The sequence below is a fragment of the Roseiconus lacunae genome, assembly GCF_008312935.1.
Lineage (GTDB): Bacteria > Planctomycetota > Planctomycetia > Pirellulales > Pirellulaceae > Stieleria > Stieleria lacunae.
In genome coordinates, this window is sequence record NZ_VSZO01000067.1 from 22,494 (window position 1) to 41,511 (window position 19,018).

General features: G+C 55.0%; 15 protein-coding genes. 10 read left to right on the top strand and 5 right to left on the bottom strand.

The window, feature by feature from the left end:
- Positions 1-179 precede the first annotated feature (179 nt).
- Positions 180-1,790, bottom strand: coding sequence for a BBP7 family outer membrane beta-barrel protein (locus FYC48_RS25395; protein WP_149499617.1), 1,611 nt, complete (start codon positions 1,788-1,790; stop codon positions 180-182).
- 224 nt (positions 1,791-2,014) lie between these two features.
- On the bottom strand, positions 2,015-3,073 hold the full coding sequence (gene purM, locus FYC48_RS25400) for a phosphoribosylformylglycinamidine cyclo-ligase (RefSeq protein WP_149499618.1): 1,059 nt from the start codon (positions 3,071-3,073) through the stop codon (positions 2,015-2,017).
- 487 nt (positions 3,074-3,560) lie between these two features.
- On the opposite strand from purM, the gene glgX reads away from it, so the two are divergent.
- The 5 genes from glgX (at position 3,561) to FYC48_RS25425 (ending at position 9,798) form a co-directional block, all read left to right on the top strand.
- Positions 3,561-5,663, top strand: a complete 2,103-nt coding sequence (gene glgX, locus FYC48_RS25405) for a glycogen debranching protein GlgX (RefSeq protein WP_149499619.1) — start codon at positions 3,561-3,563, stop codon at positions 5,661-5,663.
- A gap of 171 nt (positions 5,664-5,834) precedes the next feature.
- Positions 5,835-6,410, top strand: a complete 576-nt coding sequence (dcd, locus tag FYC48_RS25410) for a dCTP deaminase (RefSeq protein ID WP_149499620.1) — start codon at positions 5,835-5,837, stop codon at positions 6,408-6,410.
- Positions 6,411-6,440: 30 nt separating this feature from the next.
- The gene (locus FYC48_RS25415; protein WP_149499621.1) at positions 6,441-7,025 is read left to right on the top strand and encodes a DUF2141 domain-containing protein; all 585 of its coding nucleotides are present in this window, start codon (positions 6,441-6,443) and stop codon (positions 7,023-7,025) included.
- Positions 7,025-8,602 carry an ABC transporter permease gene (locus FYC48_RS25420; protein ID WP_149499622.1) on the top strand — a complete coding sequence of 526 codons (1,578 nt, stop codon included), beginning with the start codon at positions 7,025-7,027 and terminating at the stop codon, positions 8,600-8,602. The genes FYC48_RS25415 and FYC48_RS25420 overlap by 1 nt, the downstream gene beginning before the upstream one ends.
- A 77-nt stretch (positions 8,603-8,679) precedes the next feature.
- A complete protein-coding gene (locus FYC48_RS25425; RefSeq protein WP_235034428.1) occupies positions 8,680-9,798 on the top strand; it encodes a DUF1570 domain-containing protein in 1,119 nt (372 codons plus the stop codon).
- Between the two features lie 83 nt (positions 9,799-9,881).
- On the opposite strand, the gene FYC48_RS25430 is transcribed toward FYC48_RS25425, so the two are convergent.
- Positions 9,882-11,516 carry an alpha/beta hydrolase-fold protein gene (locus tag FYC48_RS25430; protein ID WP_149499623.1) on the bottom strand — a complete coding sequence of 545 codons (1,635 nt, stop codon included), beginning with the start codon at positions 11,514-11,516 and terminating at the stop codon, positions 9,882-9,884.
- A 121-nt stretch (positions 11,517-11,637) separates the two neighbouring features.
- Complete coding sequence (locus FYC48_RS25435; RefSeq protein WP_235034429.1) at positions 11,638-14,640, bottom strand: ABC transporter permease; 3,003 nt, start codon at positions 14,638-14,640, stop codon at positions 11,638-11,640.
- Positions 14,641-14,724: 84 nt separating this feature from the next.
- Here FYC48_RS25435 and FYC48_RS28005 point away from each other — a divergent pair, with 84 nt between their 5' ends.
- Entirely contained in the window at positions 14,725-14,886 is a 162-nt protein-coding gene (locus tag FYC48_RS28005; protein WP_160149767.1) for a hypothetical protein, read from the top strand.
- Between the two features lie 151 nt (positions 14,887-15,037).
- Here FYC48_RS28005 and FYC48_RS28695 read toward each other — a convergent pair whose 3' ends face one another.
- Positions 15,038-15,169 (bottom strand): hypothetical protein, encoded by a 132-nt coding sequence (locus FYC48_RS28695; RefSeq protein ID WP_261345091.1) that lies wholly within the window; start codon positions 15,167-15,169, stop codon positions 15,038-15,040.
- Positions 15,170-15,325: 156 nt separating this feature from the next.
- Here FYC48_RS28695 and FYC48_RS25440 point away from each other — a divergent pair, with 156 nt between their 5' ends.
- From FYC48_RS25440 to FYC48_RS25455, 4 genes are all read left to right on the top strand, one after another.
- Complete coding sequence (locus FYC48_RS25440; protein WP_149499624.1) at positions 15,326-16,150, top strand: ABC transporter ATP-binding protein; 825 nt, start codon at positions 15,326-15,328, stop codon at positions 16,148-16,150.
- Positions 16,151-16,591: 441 nt separating this feature from the next.
- Positions 16,592-17,677, top strand: a complete 1,086-nt coding sequence (locus FYC48_RS25445) for a DUF1559 domain-containing protein (RefSeq protein ID WP_149499625.1) — start codon at positions 16,592-16,594, stop codon at positions 17,675-17,677.
- Positions 17,678-17,748: 71 nt separating this feature from the next.
- Positions 17,749-18,432, top strand: coding sequence for a PepSY-associated TM helix domain-containing protein (locus FYC48_RS25450; protein WP_235034430.1), 684 nt, complete (start codon positions 17,749-17,751; stop codon positions 18,430-18,432).
- 55 nt (positions 18,433-18,487) lie between these two features.
- Positions 18,488-19,006 carry a DUF2271 domain-containing protein gene (locus FYC48_RS25455; RefSeq protein WP_149499626.1) on the top strand — a complete coding sequence of 173 codons (519 nt, stop codon included), beginning with the start codon at positions 18,488-18,490 and terminating at the stop codon, positions 19,004-19,006.
- The last annotated feature ends 12 nt before the right edge of the window (positions 19,007-19,018 follow it).

A 19,018-nucleotide genomic window follows, 5' to 3' on the forward strand; every position in this document is an offset into this window, starting at 1 on the left:
TCCGTCCCATCAGCCGCAGAGCGATAGCTCGCGGTTACGTGCCTCGGATAATCAGTGCCATCACTGGGGGGTGATGCTTGACGGCAGTGATGCTTGGCGACAGCGATTGCAACACAACCGGTGGTCGAAGCTACGCGGCGAATCCTAAGATCGAACCGGAACGATGCATTAACGATGCATTAGTAGATGTACGACAGACCGAAGTGTAGACCTTGGACATAAACCGTGTCTTTTCGGAAGACAGCCAGCGGTCGATTGGTCGCGTCCGAAAGGTCTGTACCAAGTTCAGGATCGATCACTCCGGACGGACGTAACGCATGCGTCATCGCAATGATGTGATAACCGAACGTCACATCGAACGACGGAAACCGTTGCCAGCCAAGTGTCAGGTCCAGTTCCGGCACCCATCCAAATGTATTGTCATCATGAACCCCAGCATTACTGTTTCTTACCAGCAAGCCGTTCGGTTGGCTGGCCGAGTCACCGTCGATACTGATCGTTTGATTTCCTGAGAGGTCGACCCGGCGGCGTGTGTTTCCAAAGGCGGCCTTTGCCAATGTGCTCAGTGACCAATCGCCTTCGCGATAAAAGGTTGACACACCGATTTGTGCCCCGTGGAAATCGTTTTCGATGCCAAATGAATCTTCCAGGGAAAGTATCGCCCCGGCGTCGACACCCGACAGCGACGTCGATCGACTCGAGATACGCAAATTCTCTTCGACTCGCATGTATTGGTACCCGTACAATAAATCCACGGTCGCACCGCGGTCTTTGTACCAAAGTTGACGAATCGAAACGTCGCCACCGGCGATTTGGCTATCCGCGTGCACGCTGACTTCACCCGAGGCGACACCGGGTTCGGCGATGACTTGGAAGCCTTGTTGGCCGAACTCGACATCAAAGAATGGGCGACCAAAAACGGATGCGCTCGAATCGTTGGCGGTGAAATCGTGAGAGTCTTCGCCGGCGAACCATAATCGTCCGACGACGCTGCGATCCTTGTAAGGGTCAAGCCACATGCCGATCGTTAGCCGACCGCCGGCAGTCATTTCGTCGAAAACTTTTTCGGCTCCGGACAGCACTTGGAAGTTGGCATCCAACTGGTCGGTCGTCACCAATGGCGGTAAGTGATCACCGTTGCGAAACATCAGAAGCAATTCGACAGACCCGAACCAATGGTTATCGCCACAACGATTGCAACCCATTGAATCACAGCCCCCCGCGTCGCAGCCTAGGTCGTAACTCGGTTCGCTGTAGACAACCTCGTCGTCATAGATCACCTCTTCGCCGTACGCCATCGTCGCCGGCGCTTGGCCGGACCGGCAGGATTGGCAGGAGCACGTTTCAACGTGTTGAGTTGGTTGACTTCGCCGCGCCTTGGGGACGGCAGGTGCGGCGCTCGCTTGTTCAAAGCTGACCGTTTTCAACTTTGGAGATTGCGTCTGCGTCTCGACGCTTTCAAGAACGACCGGCATCGGAAGTTCACGAAGACTTTCGTTGGAATCATTGCTCGCCGCTTCGTTCTCGTCCTGAGCTTCTGCGGAGACGGCAGGTGCGGCAACCAAGTTGACAGGTGCGGCCCGTCGTCGTGACGTTGGCGTCGGCAGAGCGGTGGTTGGGACCGTCTCCACTTGGCCTGCGACCAGTGTTGGAGGCTGGTACACTCCGCGATCGGGCATCCGCTTGCGGATTAGACCGTCAGCCGCGGTAGCCGAGTGGGTGATAGCCAAAATGCAGCTTCCTGCAAGAACGGCTCTGAGGTAGCGATGTCCAGTAGCGTCGTTTTTCATGGGCTCGCAATCGTAGCGTCGAATCCTTTCTGGTCGGACGCCACGCCGCGAAAAAGCGACGACGGACCGTCCGCCACGTTCTTCTTCGACAATGCGGATTGTTCCGCTTAAGTGAATTTGGCAAAGTTTGCCGGTTGCGTCGTGGTTGCGGGGGAGGCGGCCACGTCAAGAGCATCCGTTTCACACGTGAAACGACACGAAAACGTGCAAAACGGCATCGAAGGTCACACGTAGCGAACCTTGCCGGAGCCAAACACGATTTTCCCAATCGGCATCGATTCAATTCCTGCCGTCGCCAGTCGTGACTGAATGCTCGTGGCATAGAAATCGCTGACAATCACGGTCATCCCGATGCCCATGTTAAAGACGCGTCGCATTTCTGAAGTTTCGACTTGGCCAGTCGACTGCAGGAACTTGAAGATCGCGGGCAGTTCCCAAGAACTGCCATCGATTTCGGCATCCAACCCGGGCGGCAGGATTCGATCGACGTTCTCTTCCAATCCACCTCCGGTGATGTGTGCCAAGCCATGAATGACTTGCTTGACGCGGTAATGCGACTGGATTGCCCGAATCGCGTCGACATAAATACGGGTGGGTGCTAGGCAGGTATCTGCGAGCGAAACGCCGCCGAGTTCTTCCGGTGTGTCGTCCCAATTGAGGCCGGCGTCGGCGATGATTTTTCGAACGAGCGAGAATCCGTTGCTGTGGAGGCCGTTAGAAGCGAGCCCTAGGACGACGTCGCCTTCACTGATCAGGCTGCCGTTAATAATCTTTTTCTTTTCGACCACACCCACGGCGAAACCGGCCAGGTCATAGTCGTCTTCACCGTACATGTCCGGCATGATGGCGGTTTCGCCACCGAGCAGTGCCATGTCTCCTTCGACACAGCCATTGCTGATGCCACGGACGACTTTTTCCAGTCGCGCCGGATCGTCTTTGCCCATTGCGATATAATCGAGAAAGAACAGTGGCTCGGCGCCGGTGCACAGCAGGTCGTTGACGCACATGCCGACCAGATCGATGCCGACGGTGTCGTGTTTACCCGTTTGTTGGGCGATCTTCAGTTTCGTGCCCACGCCGTCGGTGCCGCTGACGAGCACCGGCTCCTCGTAATTGCGTGCAAACAGTTTGCCTGCAAAATCCAATTGAAATAGTCCGGCGAATCCACCGTCGCTGGGGATGACCCGTGGGCTGAAGGTTCGATGCATCAATTGGGGAAGTCGACGCATGGATTCGGCATAAACGTCCAGGTCGACGCCGGCATCTTTGTAGGTCGCAGCCATGTAAAAGAGTTCGCTGAAAGGGCGGTGGGAGATGGAATTTAGCCAGCAAAACGAACAGTTTGACATCGAACGGCAAAATTCGGTAGTCGTCTGGCTCGCAGGACGCCATTAGGGCCAGCTAGTGCGCCCGCATCTTACCGGCGGGTGACAGATGGCCACATCGACGGGCGTGATGGCGGTGAAACGGTCGCCAGAACGGTAAACTCTTACAGTTAAGCAGTCTCTTCTGGGGGGAAACGTCCGCTCAGAGGCTGCAATCCACAATCCTTTACCGACCCGTAGGTGAGGTTTCTTCGTCAATCTATCGCCAATAGTTATCGCAGTTTCCGATACACGCTCTGTTTAGGTCTCTCGGTGGTCTCGCTGCCGGTTTTAGATTAGTCGAGTGGTAGGCTTTCGGGCAGTCGCCGCACTTGAAGAAGAGTTCGGTGTTCAGGGCACACTGCGAAAGACTTAGCAACATGGGATTGAAGGAGACCCCCACGATATGCTTATGCGACAACCTACCGGAAACCTCCAATTTACCTATCAGCCACCGTTCGGGGCCACGGTCCAAGACGGGGGCGTTCAGTTTTCGGTGTTCAGCCGCTCGGCAACCGCGATGCGTTTGTTGCTTTACAACAAGGTGAACGACCCGGAACCGGCAGACATTATCGAGTTCGATCGTGATACCGATCGCTGGGGCGATGTGTGGAGTCTTTCGGTTCAGGGGCTCAACCCGGGCCAGCTTTATCATTTCCAAGCCAGCGGGCCTTGGGATCCCGAGAACGGCCAGCGGTTTGATTCGGCGGCGCGTTTGATCGATCCGTACGCGCAAGCACTGGCAGGGACATTTCAAAAGGGAGACGACGGTGTGGTGCGCCCGCCGAAGTGCGTCGTCGTCCAGGATGACTTTGACTGGGAAGACGACCGCCATGTTCGCCGCGACTTAAGCGAGTCGATCATTTATGAAATGCACGTGCGTGGCTTCACACGAAGTCGCACCGCCAAGGTCAAGTGTCCGGGAACTTATCTCGGCGTGATCGAAAAGATTCCTTACTTGAAAGAATTGGGCGTGACGGCGGTCGAGTTGATGCCGGTCAACGAGTTCCCAATCTTGGACATCTGGGGCAACTCGCCGGAACGTCCCAACTATTGGGGCTACGATCCGATGGCGTTCTTTTCGCCACACCGCGGCTACGCCCATGACAAGCGTCCGGGAGCTCAGGTTAATGAGTTCAAGACGATGGTCAAAGCGCTGCACGCCGCTGGGATCGAAGTCATTTTGGACGTCGTGTTTAATCATACCTGTGAAGGAAACGAGAACGGTCCGACGTTGTCCTTCAAAGGACTTGAGAACCAAGTCTATTACATCCTCAGCGAAGGCAAGCACTACTCGAACTACAGTGGCTGCGGTAACACGATCAACGGGAATCATCCCGTCGTTCGCGAGATGATTTTTCACTGCTTGCGGCATTGGGTACATAACTATCACATCGACGGATTCCGATTTGATTTGGCGAGTATCCTGTCGCGGGATCGTGGCGGAAACTTGATCCCCAACCCGCCGATGGTCGAACTGATCGCCGAAGACCCGTTGCTGGCCGACACCAAAATTATCGCCGAAGCATGGGATGCAGCCGGAGCGTACCAGGTTGGCTCGTTCGGCAACCATCGCTGGGCGGAGTGGAACGGTCGTTATCGCGATGATATCCGCGGCTTCTGGCGCGGAGACGGCGGTACGTTGGGTGCGCTGGCGACTCGTTTGGCAGGCAGCAGCGACTTATATCAGCACGCCGGCCGGCCGCCGTTTTGCAGCATCAATTTCATTACTAGCCATGATGGGTTCACGCTGAATGATTTGGTGTCGTACAAAGACAAACACAACATGGCCAATGGCGAGGACAATCGCGATGGCGACAATCACAACATCAGTGATAACTACGGCGTCGAAGGGCCGACCCGGCGCAAAGGGGTAAACACGATCCGCGCCCGCCAAGTGCGAAACATGTTGGCGACACTATTGTTGTCACAAGGTGTGCCGATGCTGGTAAGTGGCGATGAGATCCGCCGGACGCAGCGTGGCAACAACAACGCGTATTGCCAAGACAACGACATCAGTTGGTTCGATTGGCGGTTAGTCGAAAAGAACGCCGAAGTCTTACGGTTTGTCAAAGCGTTGACTCAATTCCGAAAGAACCAGCCGACCGTCCGACGCACCAGTTTCTTGACCGGCCAGCCGGTTGACGGGCGATTGATCAGCGACGTCTCGTGGTATTCCGACGACGGGCATCCACTTGACTGGAACCAACATCACCTCAGCATGGTCGCCTACATCGCAGCACCGAGCCGCGTGGAAGACCCGACCGGCCAAGGACGTGACATGGTGATGATGTTCAATAGCACCGGCGACGATCGAATTCAGCACCTTCCCGAAGTCGGGCGTGGCATGAAGTGGAATTTGTTCATCGATACCGCCGCCGAGTCGCCCGGAGATATCTACCCGGACATTGACGGCCCGATGCCACCGAGCAATCGTCAGGTGAGCGTTCCCTGCCATAGCTTAAAGGTCTTTGTCAGCGGGCGCGTTTCCAACCGTCGCCGAAAGTAGTCTTGAAGATCGTCGATGTCGGCGTCTTCGCCACGCGCCGACATTTGTCGTCATCCGATCGTAACGTTTGCCTAGCGGTGGATTAGATCTGTTAAACTGAGCGAACGTCGTCAATTGTGATGACAACGTGCTTGCCTTTTCGATACGCCGTCCACTTCTTTCGCTTCGACGATGCTGCTTTCTTGCGACGAAATTCGCCGACGTCTTGAAGACGGTGAGATTCGGATCGATCCGTTTGACACCGATCGGCTCAATCCCAACAGCTATAATCTGGCACTCCATCACGAGTTGTTGGTGTATGAAGAAATCGTTCTGGATGCCGCGGTTCCCAATCGCTATCGGCGGTTAACGATCCCCGACGAAGGTCTGACGTTGCAGCCCAACGTGCTCTACCTCGGACGCACCGTCGAGTACACCGAGACCCGCCGATTGGTTCCCATGATTCAGGGGCGCAGTTCGCTCGGGCGACTAGGGTTATTTATCAATCCCGGTGGATCGATGGGCGATGTTGGTTATTGTGGTACTTGGACGCTGGAAATGCACTGTGTCCAGCCGGTTCGGATTTACCGAGATATGCAAGTTTGTCAGATCTTTTATCAGCAATTGCTCGGCGAAGGGGCGGACTACTGCAGCGATAAGTACCAAAACAGTCGCGACATTCAACCCAGTTTGATCTATCGCGAATTCGGTCGTCGAGTAGACGATTCTCAGTTGGAATTAAACTTCGGTGATTCGACGCGAGAGTGACGCCGCGTCGTTTGACGCTTGAATAACGAAATGCCTAACCCAACGATCAAGTTAACATCGCCGGAAAAACGTCGCAAAGGCCAGTTGAAACGGGCGTGGAAAGAAAGCCACGGAACGGCGCTACTGGGGTTCGCGCTGTCAATCTTGGTGGTCGGCCTGGTGCTGATTTGGTTCAGTCCGCCTAAACTCGAAGGCCCCGATCTAGAAGTGTATGTTGACGGTTCGGTTCCCGCACCCGAACTGCCAGAAAACGCGCTGCTGATTCGGGTGGCGACCGATCAAGCGGTTTCGACCGGGCCGATTCGAATTGCGATCTACGATTCATTGGAATCGTTTGGCAATCCTGATAAAGCGATTATCAAAGACGCGCTTCAACCAGTCGATGGTTTTGTCGTTTGGGAAATCGATTTGGATTTTTTGCCCGACGAGTTTTCGATCGCCGCGTTTCATGATCTCGATAACAATGGTGTCTTGAACCGAGCGTTGCTCAATGCACCGGTCGAACCGTACGGTTTCTCCAACAACGCGCGTAACTTGTTCGGCCCGCCCACTTATGATCAAACTCTGGTGACTCGGCCGACCGAGCCGCGGGTGATTGAGATACGAGTGTATTGATGCTTTGGCTGCGTCCGCTGCTGCTGACATTGGAGCTAATGTCGTTGTCGGTTGCCGTCGCGGTCGCAATTGGCGTCACGTTGGCCTTCGCGTTAAGCCTGCTGCGGCGAGAGAACCGTTTGCAAGCTGCTGTCTTTTGGGTTTGTGTGATTGGGATCGTCGGGACATTAGCCACGCCGATGGTCATGCACGCCGCTGCATGGGAATCGACAGCGGGAAAGTTCGGCTGGATGTCGCTGACGCAAACCTCCGCGCGAACGTACAGCGGGTTTGCCGGGCGATACAGCGGGATGTTCGCTTGTGTCTGGATCCATGGGCTATTTGGAACAGCGATCGTCGCTCTGGCAACGCTTTATGGCACGGCCCGTATCGAGCGGGCAGTGATTGATCTGGCACGATGTGACGGCGGTCCGGTTTGGGGCTGGTGGCGGGTACGGCTTCCGATCGCCAGAAACTGGATGGTCTTTTCCGCGTTGGCAACCGCAGTGCTCGCAGCATCTGAAATGACGGTTGTCGATCTCTATGGGGTGAGGACGGTCGCCGATGAGTTTTATTTATTTCATGCCGCCGACCCGTCATGGTTTTCGGTTTTCATGGTGCTGGTCGTTCCCGCTTTGATCGGTGTGACATTGACGGCGGTCGCAATCTTGCGTCTCTTTCAGCCCGTGAATGCTCGGATTATCGATCGTGGCTTGAAGACGTCATCGGAAGCGGAGGAAGCGGTCGGTGGATTCTGGCAGGGGCTCGCGTCGTTGTTCGCCCTCGGCGTGACGACGTTGATGTTTGCGTTTCCTCTGCTAGGGGTGATTATCAAAGCCGGGCAGCAGACAATGGTTGTCAATGACGGCGGCCAGTCGGTCGTCCGGGTCATTTGGAGCGTGCGAAGGACGACGACGGTTTTGGTACGGGCACTGCAGGAGTTTTCTGGTGAATACCAAACGACGCTGCTGCTGGCATCGTGCACCGCGGTGTTGAGTGCACTCATTGCTTTTCTCGCGACTTCGATTGCGGTAGAGCGACCACGTTTACGCGTCTACTTGGATGGCCTTTCGGTGGGCTGCTTTCTGATGCCAGGCCCTCTGGTGGGTTTGGCGATTGTGCGGATTTTTAGCGTTCCGTTGCCAGGGGTTTCGTCGCTCTATCAACAGTCGCTTGTTCCGACGATGATTGCACTGTCGTTTCGGGCACTACCGGTTGCCTACTGGGTGATGCGCGTTGCCTTCAGTGGTATTGATGCGGCGGTCACGGATTCGGCGAAAATGGATTTGAAATGGAGGACGCGACTGTGGACGATCGAACGCCCCCTAATCGGGCGAGCACTGGGGATTGCGGTCACCGCTTCGGCAATCGTCGCAAGCGGCGAGGTGCCATCGTCGTTGCCTGTGATCCCCCCTGGAGTCGTGACCGTGGGAACGCGTCTATTCGGTTTGCTTCACAGTGGGGCGAGGTACCAAGAGGCATCGCTGGCATTCTGGTACCTGCTGTTTGTCGTGGTCGCTGCCGTCGTCTTGGTGCGGTTCGTTGGGGGGGACGGAAGTGCAGCGATTGGAAGCGACCGATCCAATGACGTAGACTGAGTGGGGCACGCAATCAGCGTTCCCGATCATTCGAACTTTTTTTGACTATACCACCGAGTCCAGTTTTGCATCGACGAATGAACCCTTCGATTCGACGCTCGCTACTGATGTTTGTCATCGCAATCGCATTTGCCGGACAAAGCCCAGTTGTGTCGGCCGTAGAAACGATCACTTTCAATTCAAAAGACGATGATTTAGTCAACGGAGTGCCCAAGCCCGTTCGTACGGTGAAGGGGCGAATCCTGGTCGAAGCCCAAGACGGTGGGCTGATGTTGCAAAGTGACGACGGTCGGATCTGGACGGTCCAACCAGAGCAGATCATTGAGCGGTCTTCGGACGATCAAGCATTCACGCCGTTGACCGATAACGAAATCGCAGATCGGATACGAAAAGAGCTGCCACCAGGGTTTGAAATCTATCAAACTGCCCACTATGTCATCGCGTACGATGCCAACGAAGCGTATGTCAAGCAAGTTGGATTGTTGTTCGAACAGTTGTACAAAGGCTTTTACGCTTACTGGCGGAATCAACGCTGGCGATTGCCCGAGCCAGAGTTTCCATTGGTGGCCATCGTTTTCGATAGCAAGAACGATTTCCTAAAGTACGCCAGTGCCGAAGTGGGTGATACCGCCAATGCCGTGATCGGTTACTACCACATCGCGGGCAATCGGATGGTGACCTACAACGTCCCGAACTTGAATCGAAACGTATCGACAATCATCCACGAAGCGACACACCAACTGGCGTACAATTGTGGATTGCAGACTCGGTTTGCCGACAACCCGATGTGGGTTAGCGAAGGTTTGGCGTTGTTTTTTGAAGCTCCCGATTTTAAGAGTGCTTCAAGATGGCGCGGAATCGGGAATGTCAACGAATTCAATTTGCAGCGTTGGAAAGCATACGTACCGCTGCGTGGTCGCGATTCACTTGTCACTTTAATTTCCGACGACAAACGTTTTCGCGCGCCTGAAACGGCGAGTGACGCGTACGGCGAATCTTGGGCGTTAACTTATTACTTGCTCAAAACGCATCGGAAAGAGTACGTCGATTACCTGAAGCGATTGAGCGAGGGCAAGCCGATGCGAAAGATGACCGCCCGTGAGCGGATCGAACTCTTCGAGGAGGTGTTCGGCGATCCGATCGCAAAGATCGACCAAGGGTTTTTGACCTATATGCGACGCTACGTCGGCGGATAAAAAACTATTCGCGTATTGCCGAAAATGGCGAACTGGCCCGAGTGTTCTCTGGTATCGGGCCAGTTGAGCGGCCGATTAAACGTTTACCGCTTGCCGAGGATCGCGATCAGTCCATCAGGAAACGTATGCCGCCAGTAATAGTAACCGTGGCCGGTCGCGTATTCTTGATGGTCCACGTCGTAGCCTTTTGCTTCGAGCACATCGCGAAGATGACGCGTCGAGTCGAAGATGCTCGTCTCGCCATGGTCTTCAAAATGTCCGGCTTCCAAGCGGAATCGGACGTTAGACTTATCATCCTTCGCATACTGTCGTGTCAGCCATTGAGGTGCCGCCTGTGGGACACCCGGTTTTGATCCCGGTGACCACCAGAACGATCCGGACTGGCTGTAGACATGGCCGAACAATTGGGGAAGTTTCAGTCCCATGTAGGCTGCCGCCAATCCACCGTAGCTTGCTCCAACCACCACGGTCTTTTCACGCTCGGCAGTGACTTGCTGGTGCTCCGCCCAAGGCAATAGTTCCTCCGATAAAAACGAAGCAAACTTAGGATTGCAAGGCAACTCTTCGGCACGGCTTGCAGAACTCGGGTTGCTGATCAAGATCGCTGCCGTGGGAATGATTTCACCCGCGAAGATCAAACGATCGAGAACTTCCGCAGTAGAAACGTCTTCCAGATAGCGTCTGCCATCGAACACGACCAGTAATCCGTTGCCGGGCTTTTCGGGGGCGTACCCGAAAGGCCGGTAGAGATAAACGTCTCGTCGATTGCCGAGGATCTCGCTGGAAAACTCATGACGCTGAACAGATCCCGCGGGGACGTTAGCTTGGCGGTCGAGCCACTTCGAGTGTGGGGCATCGGGAAGTGCGATTATGGATTCTCCCGCAAATCGGTCGATCGGCCGTTCTGGGAAAGAGTTCGGATTTAAAGGATCGAGTTGTGCGGTCGCTAGAATTGCTCGGCGTTGTTCCCAAAAAGAGCCGGCAAAACGTGGGACATCGGGAGCGATCTTGTAGCCGATTCGCGCGGTCCGTGGCACTCGATAGCTAGCGTACCAAACGTCGGAATCACCCAACCGCTGCATCTCGTCGTGGTTTCCCGAGGGTGCGGAAAACACTTGGACACGATGTTTCGCACCACGATAGAGAAACGTCACCAATGCTTGGTCTTCGCCGAGCGGTGGCCGAACCGAATCGAATTCGACCAGCGGTGTGCCTTGTTGGCGGATCGTGTCCCAAAACGTCTCTATTAACTTTGATCGCCGAACATCCGATGTTGCCGATCGTAAGAGTTCAACCTGCAGTGTTCGCAGCCTGGGGCTAGCTGGCGGTGATTGAGTGGCAACTTGATCGGCCTTGGGAATGATCTCGGAAAAACTGAGGGTGTATTCGGCATCTGTAGCTCCGGGAACACCAGCTTGAACTTTCAACCGGTAGGGCGCACCGTCGTTATGGATGAAGTAAAAGCTTTCTTTTGAACCGGTACCATTGGCAAGACGCCGTTGGTGGTTCCCCTGTTCATCGACCAACGACAAAGTGACGCCTCGCCCGCTAAATTGGCCACGGACATAATCACCCGGTTGAGCGTCGATACGAATCAGATGCGCATTCGCATTTGACAAGCTTGCGTCTATCTGGTCTCCACCGGTGATGGAGCGTTTTGTGGAAGCCGGGTCAGCCGCACTGCTGTCGCGGTCATCGCAGAATGAAACGATGACCATGAGAACGGAAAATGCGACGATCGCGGAATGCGAAAGAGAATGTCGAATGAGTTGCCAACGGAACGTGAACAATGGAAGTCTCGCGATGGTGTTGATGTGTGACTTGAACGCAGGTCCTGGATTACATCGATCCCCGACCTGCCTGAAGCAACGAGAGGGTTTCCAGCCGACCGGTACGAACAGACGGCCAAACTGAAGCAATCAGGCAAAGGGTAAGCGTCATCGCAAAGCCGATCGCAAGATGGTGCCACGGGATAACAAACTGAGGGGCACCGCCAAAGAAATAGCCTCCATACTGGGCCATTCCGACACCACACCATCCCGCGATTAAGCCGAAGATCAGGCTTAACGTGCAAGCCGCCATTCCAATCAAGATGGTTTCGACAACGATCAGCCGGACCAGTTGCCAAGCGGTGACACCAACCGCACGCATCACTCCGAATTCCCACGTTCGTGATCGGACCGAGGCGACGACGGTGTTGACCACTGCCAATGACATAATTGCCAACGTGACAAGCGGCAAATAGCTCATGCCCCAAATCATGTCGTTGGCGCGAATGGAAATCGCTTTCTTGACGTTGGCCGTTGCGGTGGCACGGGCGAACGGGCGATACGCTTTCACTTCACCAAACTGATCCGATTGAAAACTCTCGCCAGAGTTTTCTTCGGCAAGCTTTTGTAGCTGTCTCTCGACAGCCGGAATCGAAACGCCGGGGTGGAGGTTTAGCCAGAAGAACTCCGCGCGATCCAAATGGAAGTCCTTTTGAACATGATCGTGGTTGGCAAAAATCATACACGACGTTCGGACAAAGTGCCGGCGTACTCCCGAGAACTTGGTCACCCACTGCCAACCGGGCAGCGCAGCGACACCGGCAACGGTGTAGGCGACTGTTTCGTTGGGGGCATTCGGCGGCGTAAACCGAAGTGTTTCGCCAACTTGGATTTTGGTTAGCATTTGAAAGTCTTCGGAGATCAAGCAGTGGCGACCGGCGGATAGTTTCTTGATCGCGGCATCCCGATCGCCGGATACAAAATCGATGTCAACCAAGGCGTCTTCGCCCGCGAAAGCTCGGTGCGGATCGACTCCGAAAAGGACGGCATTGTCATACTTCATGCCTTCCGGGGGTGTTCCTTTTCCCCAGTCAAATTTGGCTTGTTCGATCGCCAGCGGAAGTACTTCGCCCGCCCGCACGCCGTCGACTTGTTTGATCTTTTCAACGTCATGCTCGTCGAGTCCGATCGGGTGAAAGGCGACCAACATGTCGGGAAGCCACTGACCGGGTAGGAACGGTTGGAGCATCGAGTAACCCCAGGTCTGCGTCGAAGCGAACAATCCTAAGCCGACGGATAAAGAGAGCGTCGCCCCGATCGTGCGCCACATGTTGCTTGATAGCTGCGTTTTCACAAGGCGGGAATCGAGCCTCATCATCGAAGTCAAGATCGGGCCGAAAACACGTTCGCTGATCACCACCACCAGTGGTGCCATCAGCAGCATGCCGATAAAGAGCGCCGGATAAGCAACGAATGAATAGCTCCATAGGCGTGACTGATTCGACATCGGTAATAAGAACACGACCAATGGCGTCATCGCCGCGAGAACAAAACCGGCGAGGCCCAAAGCCGTCCAGTTCTGCCAACGTGAGGAATGACGGCGTGGATTCATTGCCTCGAGGGGTTTGATTCGTGTCGCACGGATCGCCGGTAAGATCGCCGCGCCCAACGCCCCTGCCAAGACAGTCAGGCCACTTAAAAGAACGCTGGTCCATCCGATCGCCGACCCGGCATTAAATAGCCCCGGAAGGACTCGGCTGCCGACCATAACCAAAAGGAATCCTGCGGCGAGCCCACCAAGCCAACCGATCAATGCAAGGAGTACGCTTTCGATGGCAATGATGCCCGCGATTTGACCGCGGGTAAGTGCGATCGCGCGAAGCATCGCAAATTCACGGACTCGTTCAGAAACACCCATGCTAAGGGTCGAGAAAATAATGAAGATCGCCGCGATCGATGCCATGCCAGTGGCCGCCCACGCTTGCGATCGTTGACTGCCGACAGATCGCGTCGAGGTTAACCCCTCTCGGACCGCAGAGTAGTCGACCAGTTGCAATGGCGGTTGCGTTGCCGCGAATTGTTTTGACCACGCCTCGCCAAACTGTTTCGCCGATACGGTGTCGCGCAGTGCAACTTGAAGTACGTTCGCCTTTGCCGCATGCCCGTTGATTCGAGCGGCAAGCGATGGGCGAACGTAGACCGCGTTCGTAGCAACGCCTTGGACAAAACCCGTCGGCACAGTGAATTGATGAAGTCGCTTCGTTTCCGAAGTCGTACTACCGTTAGCGTCCGATTGATTCCCTTGCGATAGTCGCTGGTCGGCATTTGGGGGGCCAGCGGGACGACTACCCTTCTCTGCTGGCTTCTCACGATTTGGGCCACCACCACGCCGACCACGGCCACCAAATGATGGTGAATCCGATGGCTGTTCGACAATCCCAACGACATTCAGCGTGACTTGATTGGAAAGCGAGGTCACCAATATTTTGTCGCCAACTTTGGCGTTCAAATGATCGGCAGCGTTGGAACTGATGACGGCTTCATCAGCGATTCTTTGGTTCTCAATCGTGTTTTGATCGTCGTTATTAGCGGGATTGGCCAGCCATTCGCCCTCGATCATTTGGTAAGGAGCGGTGGGTGCTGGTGTGCTCACAAGTGTGGGGTCAATCGGTGGCGCGCCGAACACCGGAGGCCGATGTCCGATCAGTAACCCCAACGCAGATTCTTCTTCTGGTTGATCGTTCTTATCGGGCACCCGCTGGACTGAGATACGAGATTGGCTGATCGCATTTAGTTCTAAGACCCCGGCATCGATTTTCAACTCATCGATAATCCGCTGAGGAATCGTTTGGACACTTCCCGGAGGTCCCTTGGGGACGACGAGAACATCGTAGCGGCCCAGGTACTTTCCTGCATTGTCGTCGAAGCTCGCGACCAGTGAGTCATAGCCGCTGACGACCCACACGACCGCACATGTCGATGCGATCACGCCCAAGGTCGTGATGATCGCCCTGGTCGGATGAAACTTCATTTGCGCGGTGACAAGTTTTGCGATCAGTGGCCAACTTTGCATCGAAGGGTTCCTTGTTGTACGCGTGTTCGGTCTCGCCGACGAACCGATCCCGGACGCCTCGCAGGCGTTGCGATTGGAAACGAGATGCGTCTCCATTCGGGATGGAACGAGATCTGCTTAGTCAAACCCATGCCCATCGAACTGGTGGAACGTTCCGCGACATGCATCGCCGCGATCGCCGCGATCGCCGTGATAACGCTGTGGTTTGCTCAGAAGAACGATGATCACACGGGTGTGATTTATTGACAAGACACGGCGGGCTTTTGGTCGTTGCCGGCGGAATTTTCGCCGCCAGTTGTGAGGCGGGCATTTACGAGTACAACCCTAAGAGATCGCCAAATTCGAAGGTCCGATTTGTTCGTCAAACGGCAAGGTTGGCGTCCTTCACTGAACCGTATCACGCGGCAAACGCATAGGGAATACGCGGGAGATCGTCGTGGATAACATCACTTCGGTCGAAGGTTGGTGCGTCATCGTGAACCGTATGTACGGTGACCGTCAGTGATGCGGTCGAACATCGAAGTGACATGATCGATGTCATTGATGTATGGCGAAAAACATGATTCGGTTCGGTGGATATCGATTCGTTGTAGGTAGCGACGTGTGTTCGATGGAATCATCTGCTTGAGCATGGGCTGTTGAGATCGGCATTGTTTTATTTGAGTTCAAAGAAGGAATCGTTGTGATGGATAAAGTTGATAGTTCGCTCTCACCCCAAGAACATTCGCAGGCCAACGAGGCGATTTGTAAAGTCGAGGCTGCTTCCAAGAGCTATCCGCAAGGTGATGCTTCGGTCGAAGCCCTACGATCTGTCGGGCTTTCGATTAAGACCGGGGCGTTCGTGGCGGTGATGGGGGCAAGCGGATCGGGGAAGAGTACGTTGTTGCACTTGATTGCCGGTTTAACGTCGCCAACGGGTGGTAGCGTAGTTGTCGACGGTGTCGATCTTTCGACGCTGTCAGACGCTGCGTTGACTCGCTTCCGTCGCGAACGGATTGGTTTGATCTTTCAATCCTTTAATCTCGTTCCCGCGTTGAACGCATCGGACAATATCCTTTTGCCGCTGATGGCTGGTGGGATGAAGGATGATCGATCCGCGAACGTCAAAGAACTCGCATCGCGATTGGGGATTGATCATCGATTAGAGCACCGCCCCGATTCGCTCAGCGGCGGCGAGCAACAGCGCGTCGCGATCGCGCGTGCGTTGATCACCGAGCCGGCGGTGTTATTGGCTGATGAACCAACAGGGAGCCTGGATTCAACCACCGGGCAATCGATCTGCAAACTGCTCCGCGATCTTTGCGATCAGCAGGGGCGAACAATCATTCTGGTCACCCATGAACCGAGCGTCGCCGTTTGGGCGGATCAGGTCGTGGTGCTTAAAGATGGACAGATCATTGAAGAGTTCCCGGCATGCGAATTTCAGGACGCGCAATCCTTAGCGGCCCACTATCAAGAGATCCTCGATGAGGGCTTGCCCAGCCCGCAGGCGGTGGCAAGCACGAGCTAAATCCAACGTTTCGATGGTGAACGAGCGGCACGTTGTGGCGTTCGTAGCGGCGTGCGGCGGCCTGTCGTGTCCTGCCGGCGAGTTCACGGTTGCCAGTGAAAAATTTGAGGAGATCGAGTGACGGAAGTGCGATCACCTGGGAACTGCGTCCCGAACTGGGTGGGGGGGGGAGTTCGTGATTCTCGTTCTTTGGCGTCCAATCTACCGGTAAACGCTGGTGGTGCGGCAGGGATAGCCAACGTCCAGGGGCGGTAAAAATACAACGTTCGCGTATTGCGAGTGATTCGCAATAGCATTAGCTTGGTGGCTGCAAACGAGCGAGTTTGTTCAGCCTGTCGGGTTGTCGGTTCTGGTCGATCTGGATCGCGGCGGCCTTCATTTCTGTATCTGCGTCAAACCCAAGGAGTTTGGCGAGGTTCTTTTACTTCGGAGCGCATAGTAATGGATCGTATCGTTTGCCAATCAAATTCAGGAACACCTGCGGTTCCGTCCTGCCGAAGGCGTCAACGCCACGGCTTCACACTTGTCGAGCTTTTGGTCGTGATCGCGATCATTGGAATCCTGGTCGGGCTGCTATTGCCGGCCGTCCAGGCGGCTCGCGAAGCGGCGCGGCGAATGAGCTGTAGTAATAACATGAAGCAAATCGGGTTGGCCTTGCACAATTACGCTTCGGTTTATCGCGAGCGATTTCCGAATGCGGGGTATGCGTGGCCGGGCGGTTACCCGAACGATTACTCTCCCATGGCAAAGCTTCTGCCATTTCTCGAACAGCAAGCTTTGACGGATCTGATCGACTTCGATCTCTATCTCGGTCACCCAGCGATTGCGGATATTCCAGAAGGATTACACGAGGCGGCGGGGACAGCGGTTCCTTCGTACCTTTGTCCGAGTGATCCCGAAAGTCCCACGCACATCATGACAATGCCGTCAGGAGCCGATCTGGTGATCGCTGGCACGAACTATGCGATGAATCAAGGCAGCGGGATGGACGAAGTCTTTCACCCTAGTTTCGATGAAGCCGACGGGTTGTGCTGGGTCGGTGCAAAAACACGTTTCGCTTCTATCCTTGATGGTACCACGCATACTTTGGCATTCGCGGAATCGCTTCGCGGTCCGAGTGGATCACCGACCACCTTGGCCAAGAACAGCAACACCACACAGGTGTATCGCGCCGCTCTTTCTGCCGACGCCGCGACACTGACATTGTTGGATAACAATGACCTCGAAGGTTTGTGGCCGACGATTCCCAGTTGGAACGGCAATCGTCTTTCGTTCTGGCTGCGTGGGTGCTCACCCGACGGGCCGATCATGAACGGGCGTTTGACACCGAATGCGACTGTCCCGGACACCGTTCGTGGTTCATCGAAAGTCACCGCCGCACGGAGTCATCATACGGGCGGCGTGACGGTTGGGCTTTGCGATGGAAGCGTGCAATTCCTCACCGATTCAATCGATCGCGAGGTTTATCACGCACTATGGACTCGGCACGGCAAGGAAACGATTACGAACGAAATTGCCAGCCACTAAGATAGCGGGCCTTCGGACAACGGTAGCGTCCGAATCACCCACATTCAGATTTCAGCGAGCGAACCGCCAACGTGAGCCTTACCGTCACCGAATCTGCTGATCAGGTCACTGATCGTCCGCAGCCGACAAAGCCACGACGAAAGAGTAAAAACCGTCGTGCATTTTGGATGCGTCAGTTTATTGCCTGGCACTGGATCAGTTCGGCAGTCAGTTTGGTCGGGATGTTGATGTTTGCCATCACCGGCATCACGCTCAACCACGGTTCGGAGATCGAAGCCGAACCGGTGCGTCGATTCGAAGCAATGACGCTCTCTGATGACCAATTATCAAAGTTGGAGTCAATGCCTGCCGAGGGGACGGAAGTTTTGCCGGCCGAGTTGCGTGACTCGTTGGGCGAGCAACTCAATTTCAGTTTGAAAGATCGTGAGGCAGAGTATTCGGCCGACGAGGTCTACCTTTCGATGCAAAGCCCGGGAGCGGATGCTTGGCTTGCCATTGATCGGGAAACGGGCGACGTAGAGTTTGAGGAAACGAAGCGTGGTTGGATCGCATTCTTCAATGATCTTCACAAAGGCCGTCATACCGGTTTGGTCTGGAAGTATTTTCTGGATGTCTTCTCGGTGGCGACCATCGTTTTCTGTCTTAGCGGACTGTTGTTGCTAATCATGCATGCCAAACGGCGCGCGATGACGTGGCCCCTGGTTTCATTGGGGTTTATCGGGCCGCTTTTGCTGATCATCCTCTTCATGCATTGATTGAGATCACCCAATCATGCGTCGGCATACACACTTTACCAAAGGATTTTGCTTCATGAGATCGCTACTCGTCTTGTTGGCCCTCGCGTCGTTGATGACCGCGCGACTTTCAGCGGCGGATCTGACCGTCAACGTGGAAATCCCACGTTTAGATGTGTCAGAGTATCACCGTCCCTACGTCGCCATCTGGATCCAAACCCCCGAACGAAAAGTCGCCGCGAATCTTGCCGTTTGGTACCAGCAAAGCGCCGGCGCCGACGGCAAGGGAGAAAAGTGGCTCCCCGATTTACGGCAATGGTGGCGCCGTTCCGGTCGCGGTCTTGAAATGCCCGTCGATGGGATTTCCGGTGCGACGCGTCCGGCGGGAAAGCACGAGTTATCGTTCGATGGAAAAGGGAAACATCTGTCGAAGCTTAAGCCCGGCAAATACACCTTAGTCATCGAGGCATCACGTGAAGTCGGTGGCCGCGAGTTGGTCGAAATTCCATTTCAGTGGCCGGCAAAATCGCAGGCGACCGAAACCCGCCGAGGAGAAGAAGAGTTGGGATCCGTTTCCTTGAAACTGACCCCTTAGTCTGAACGGGTT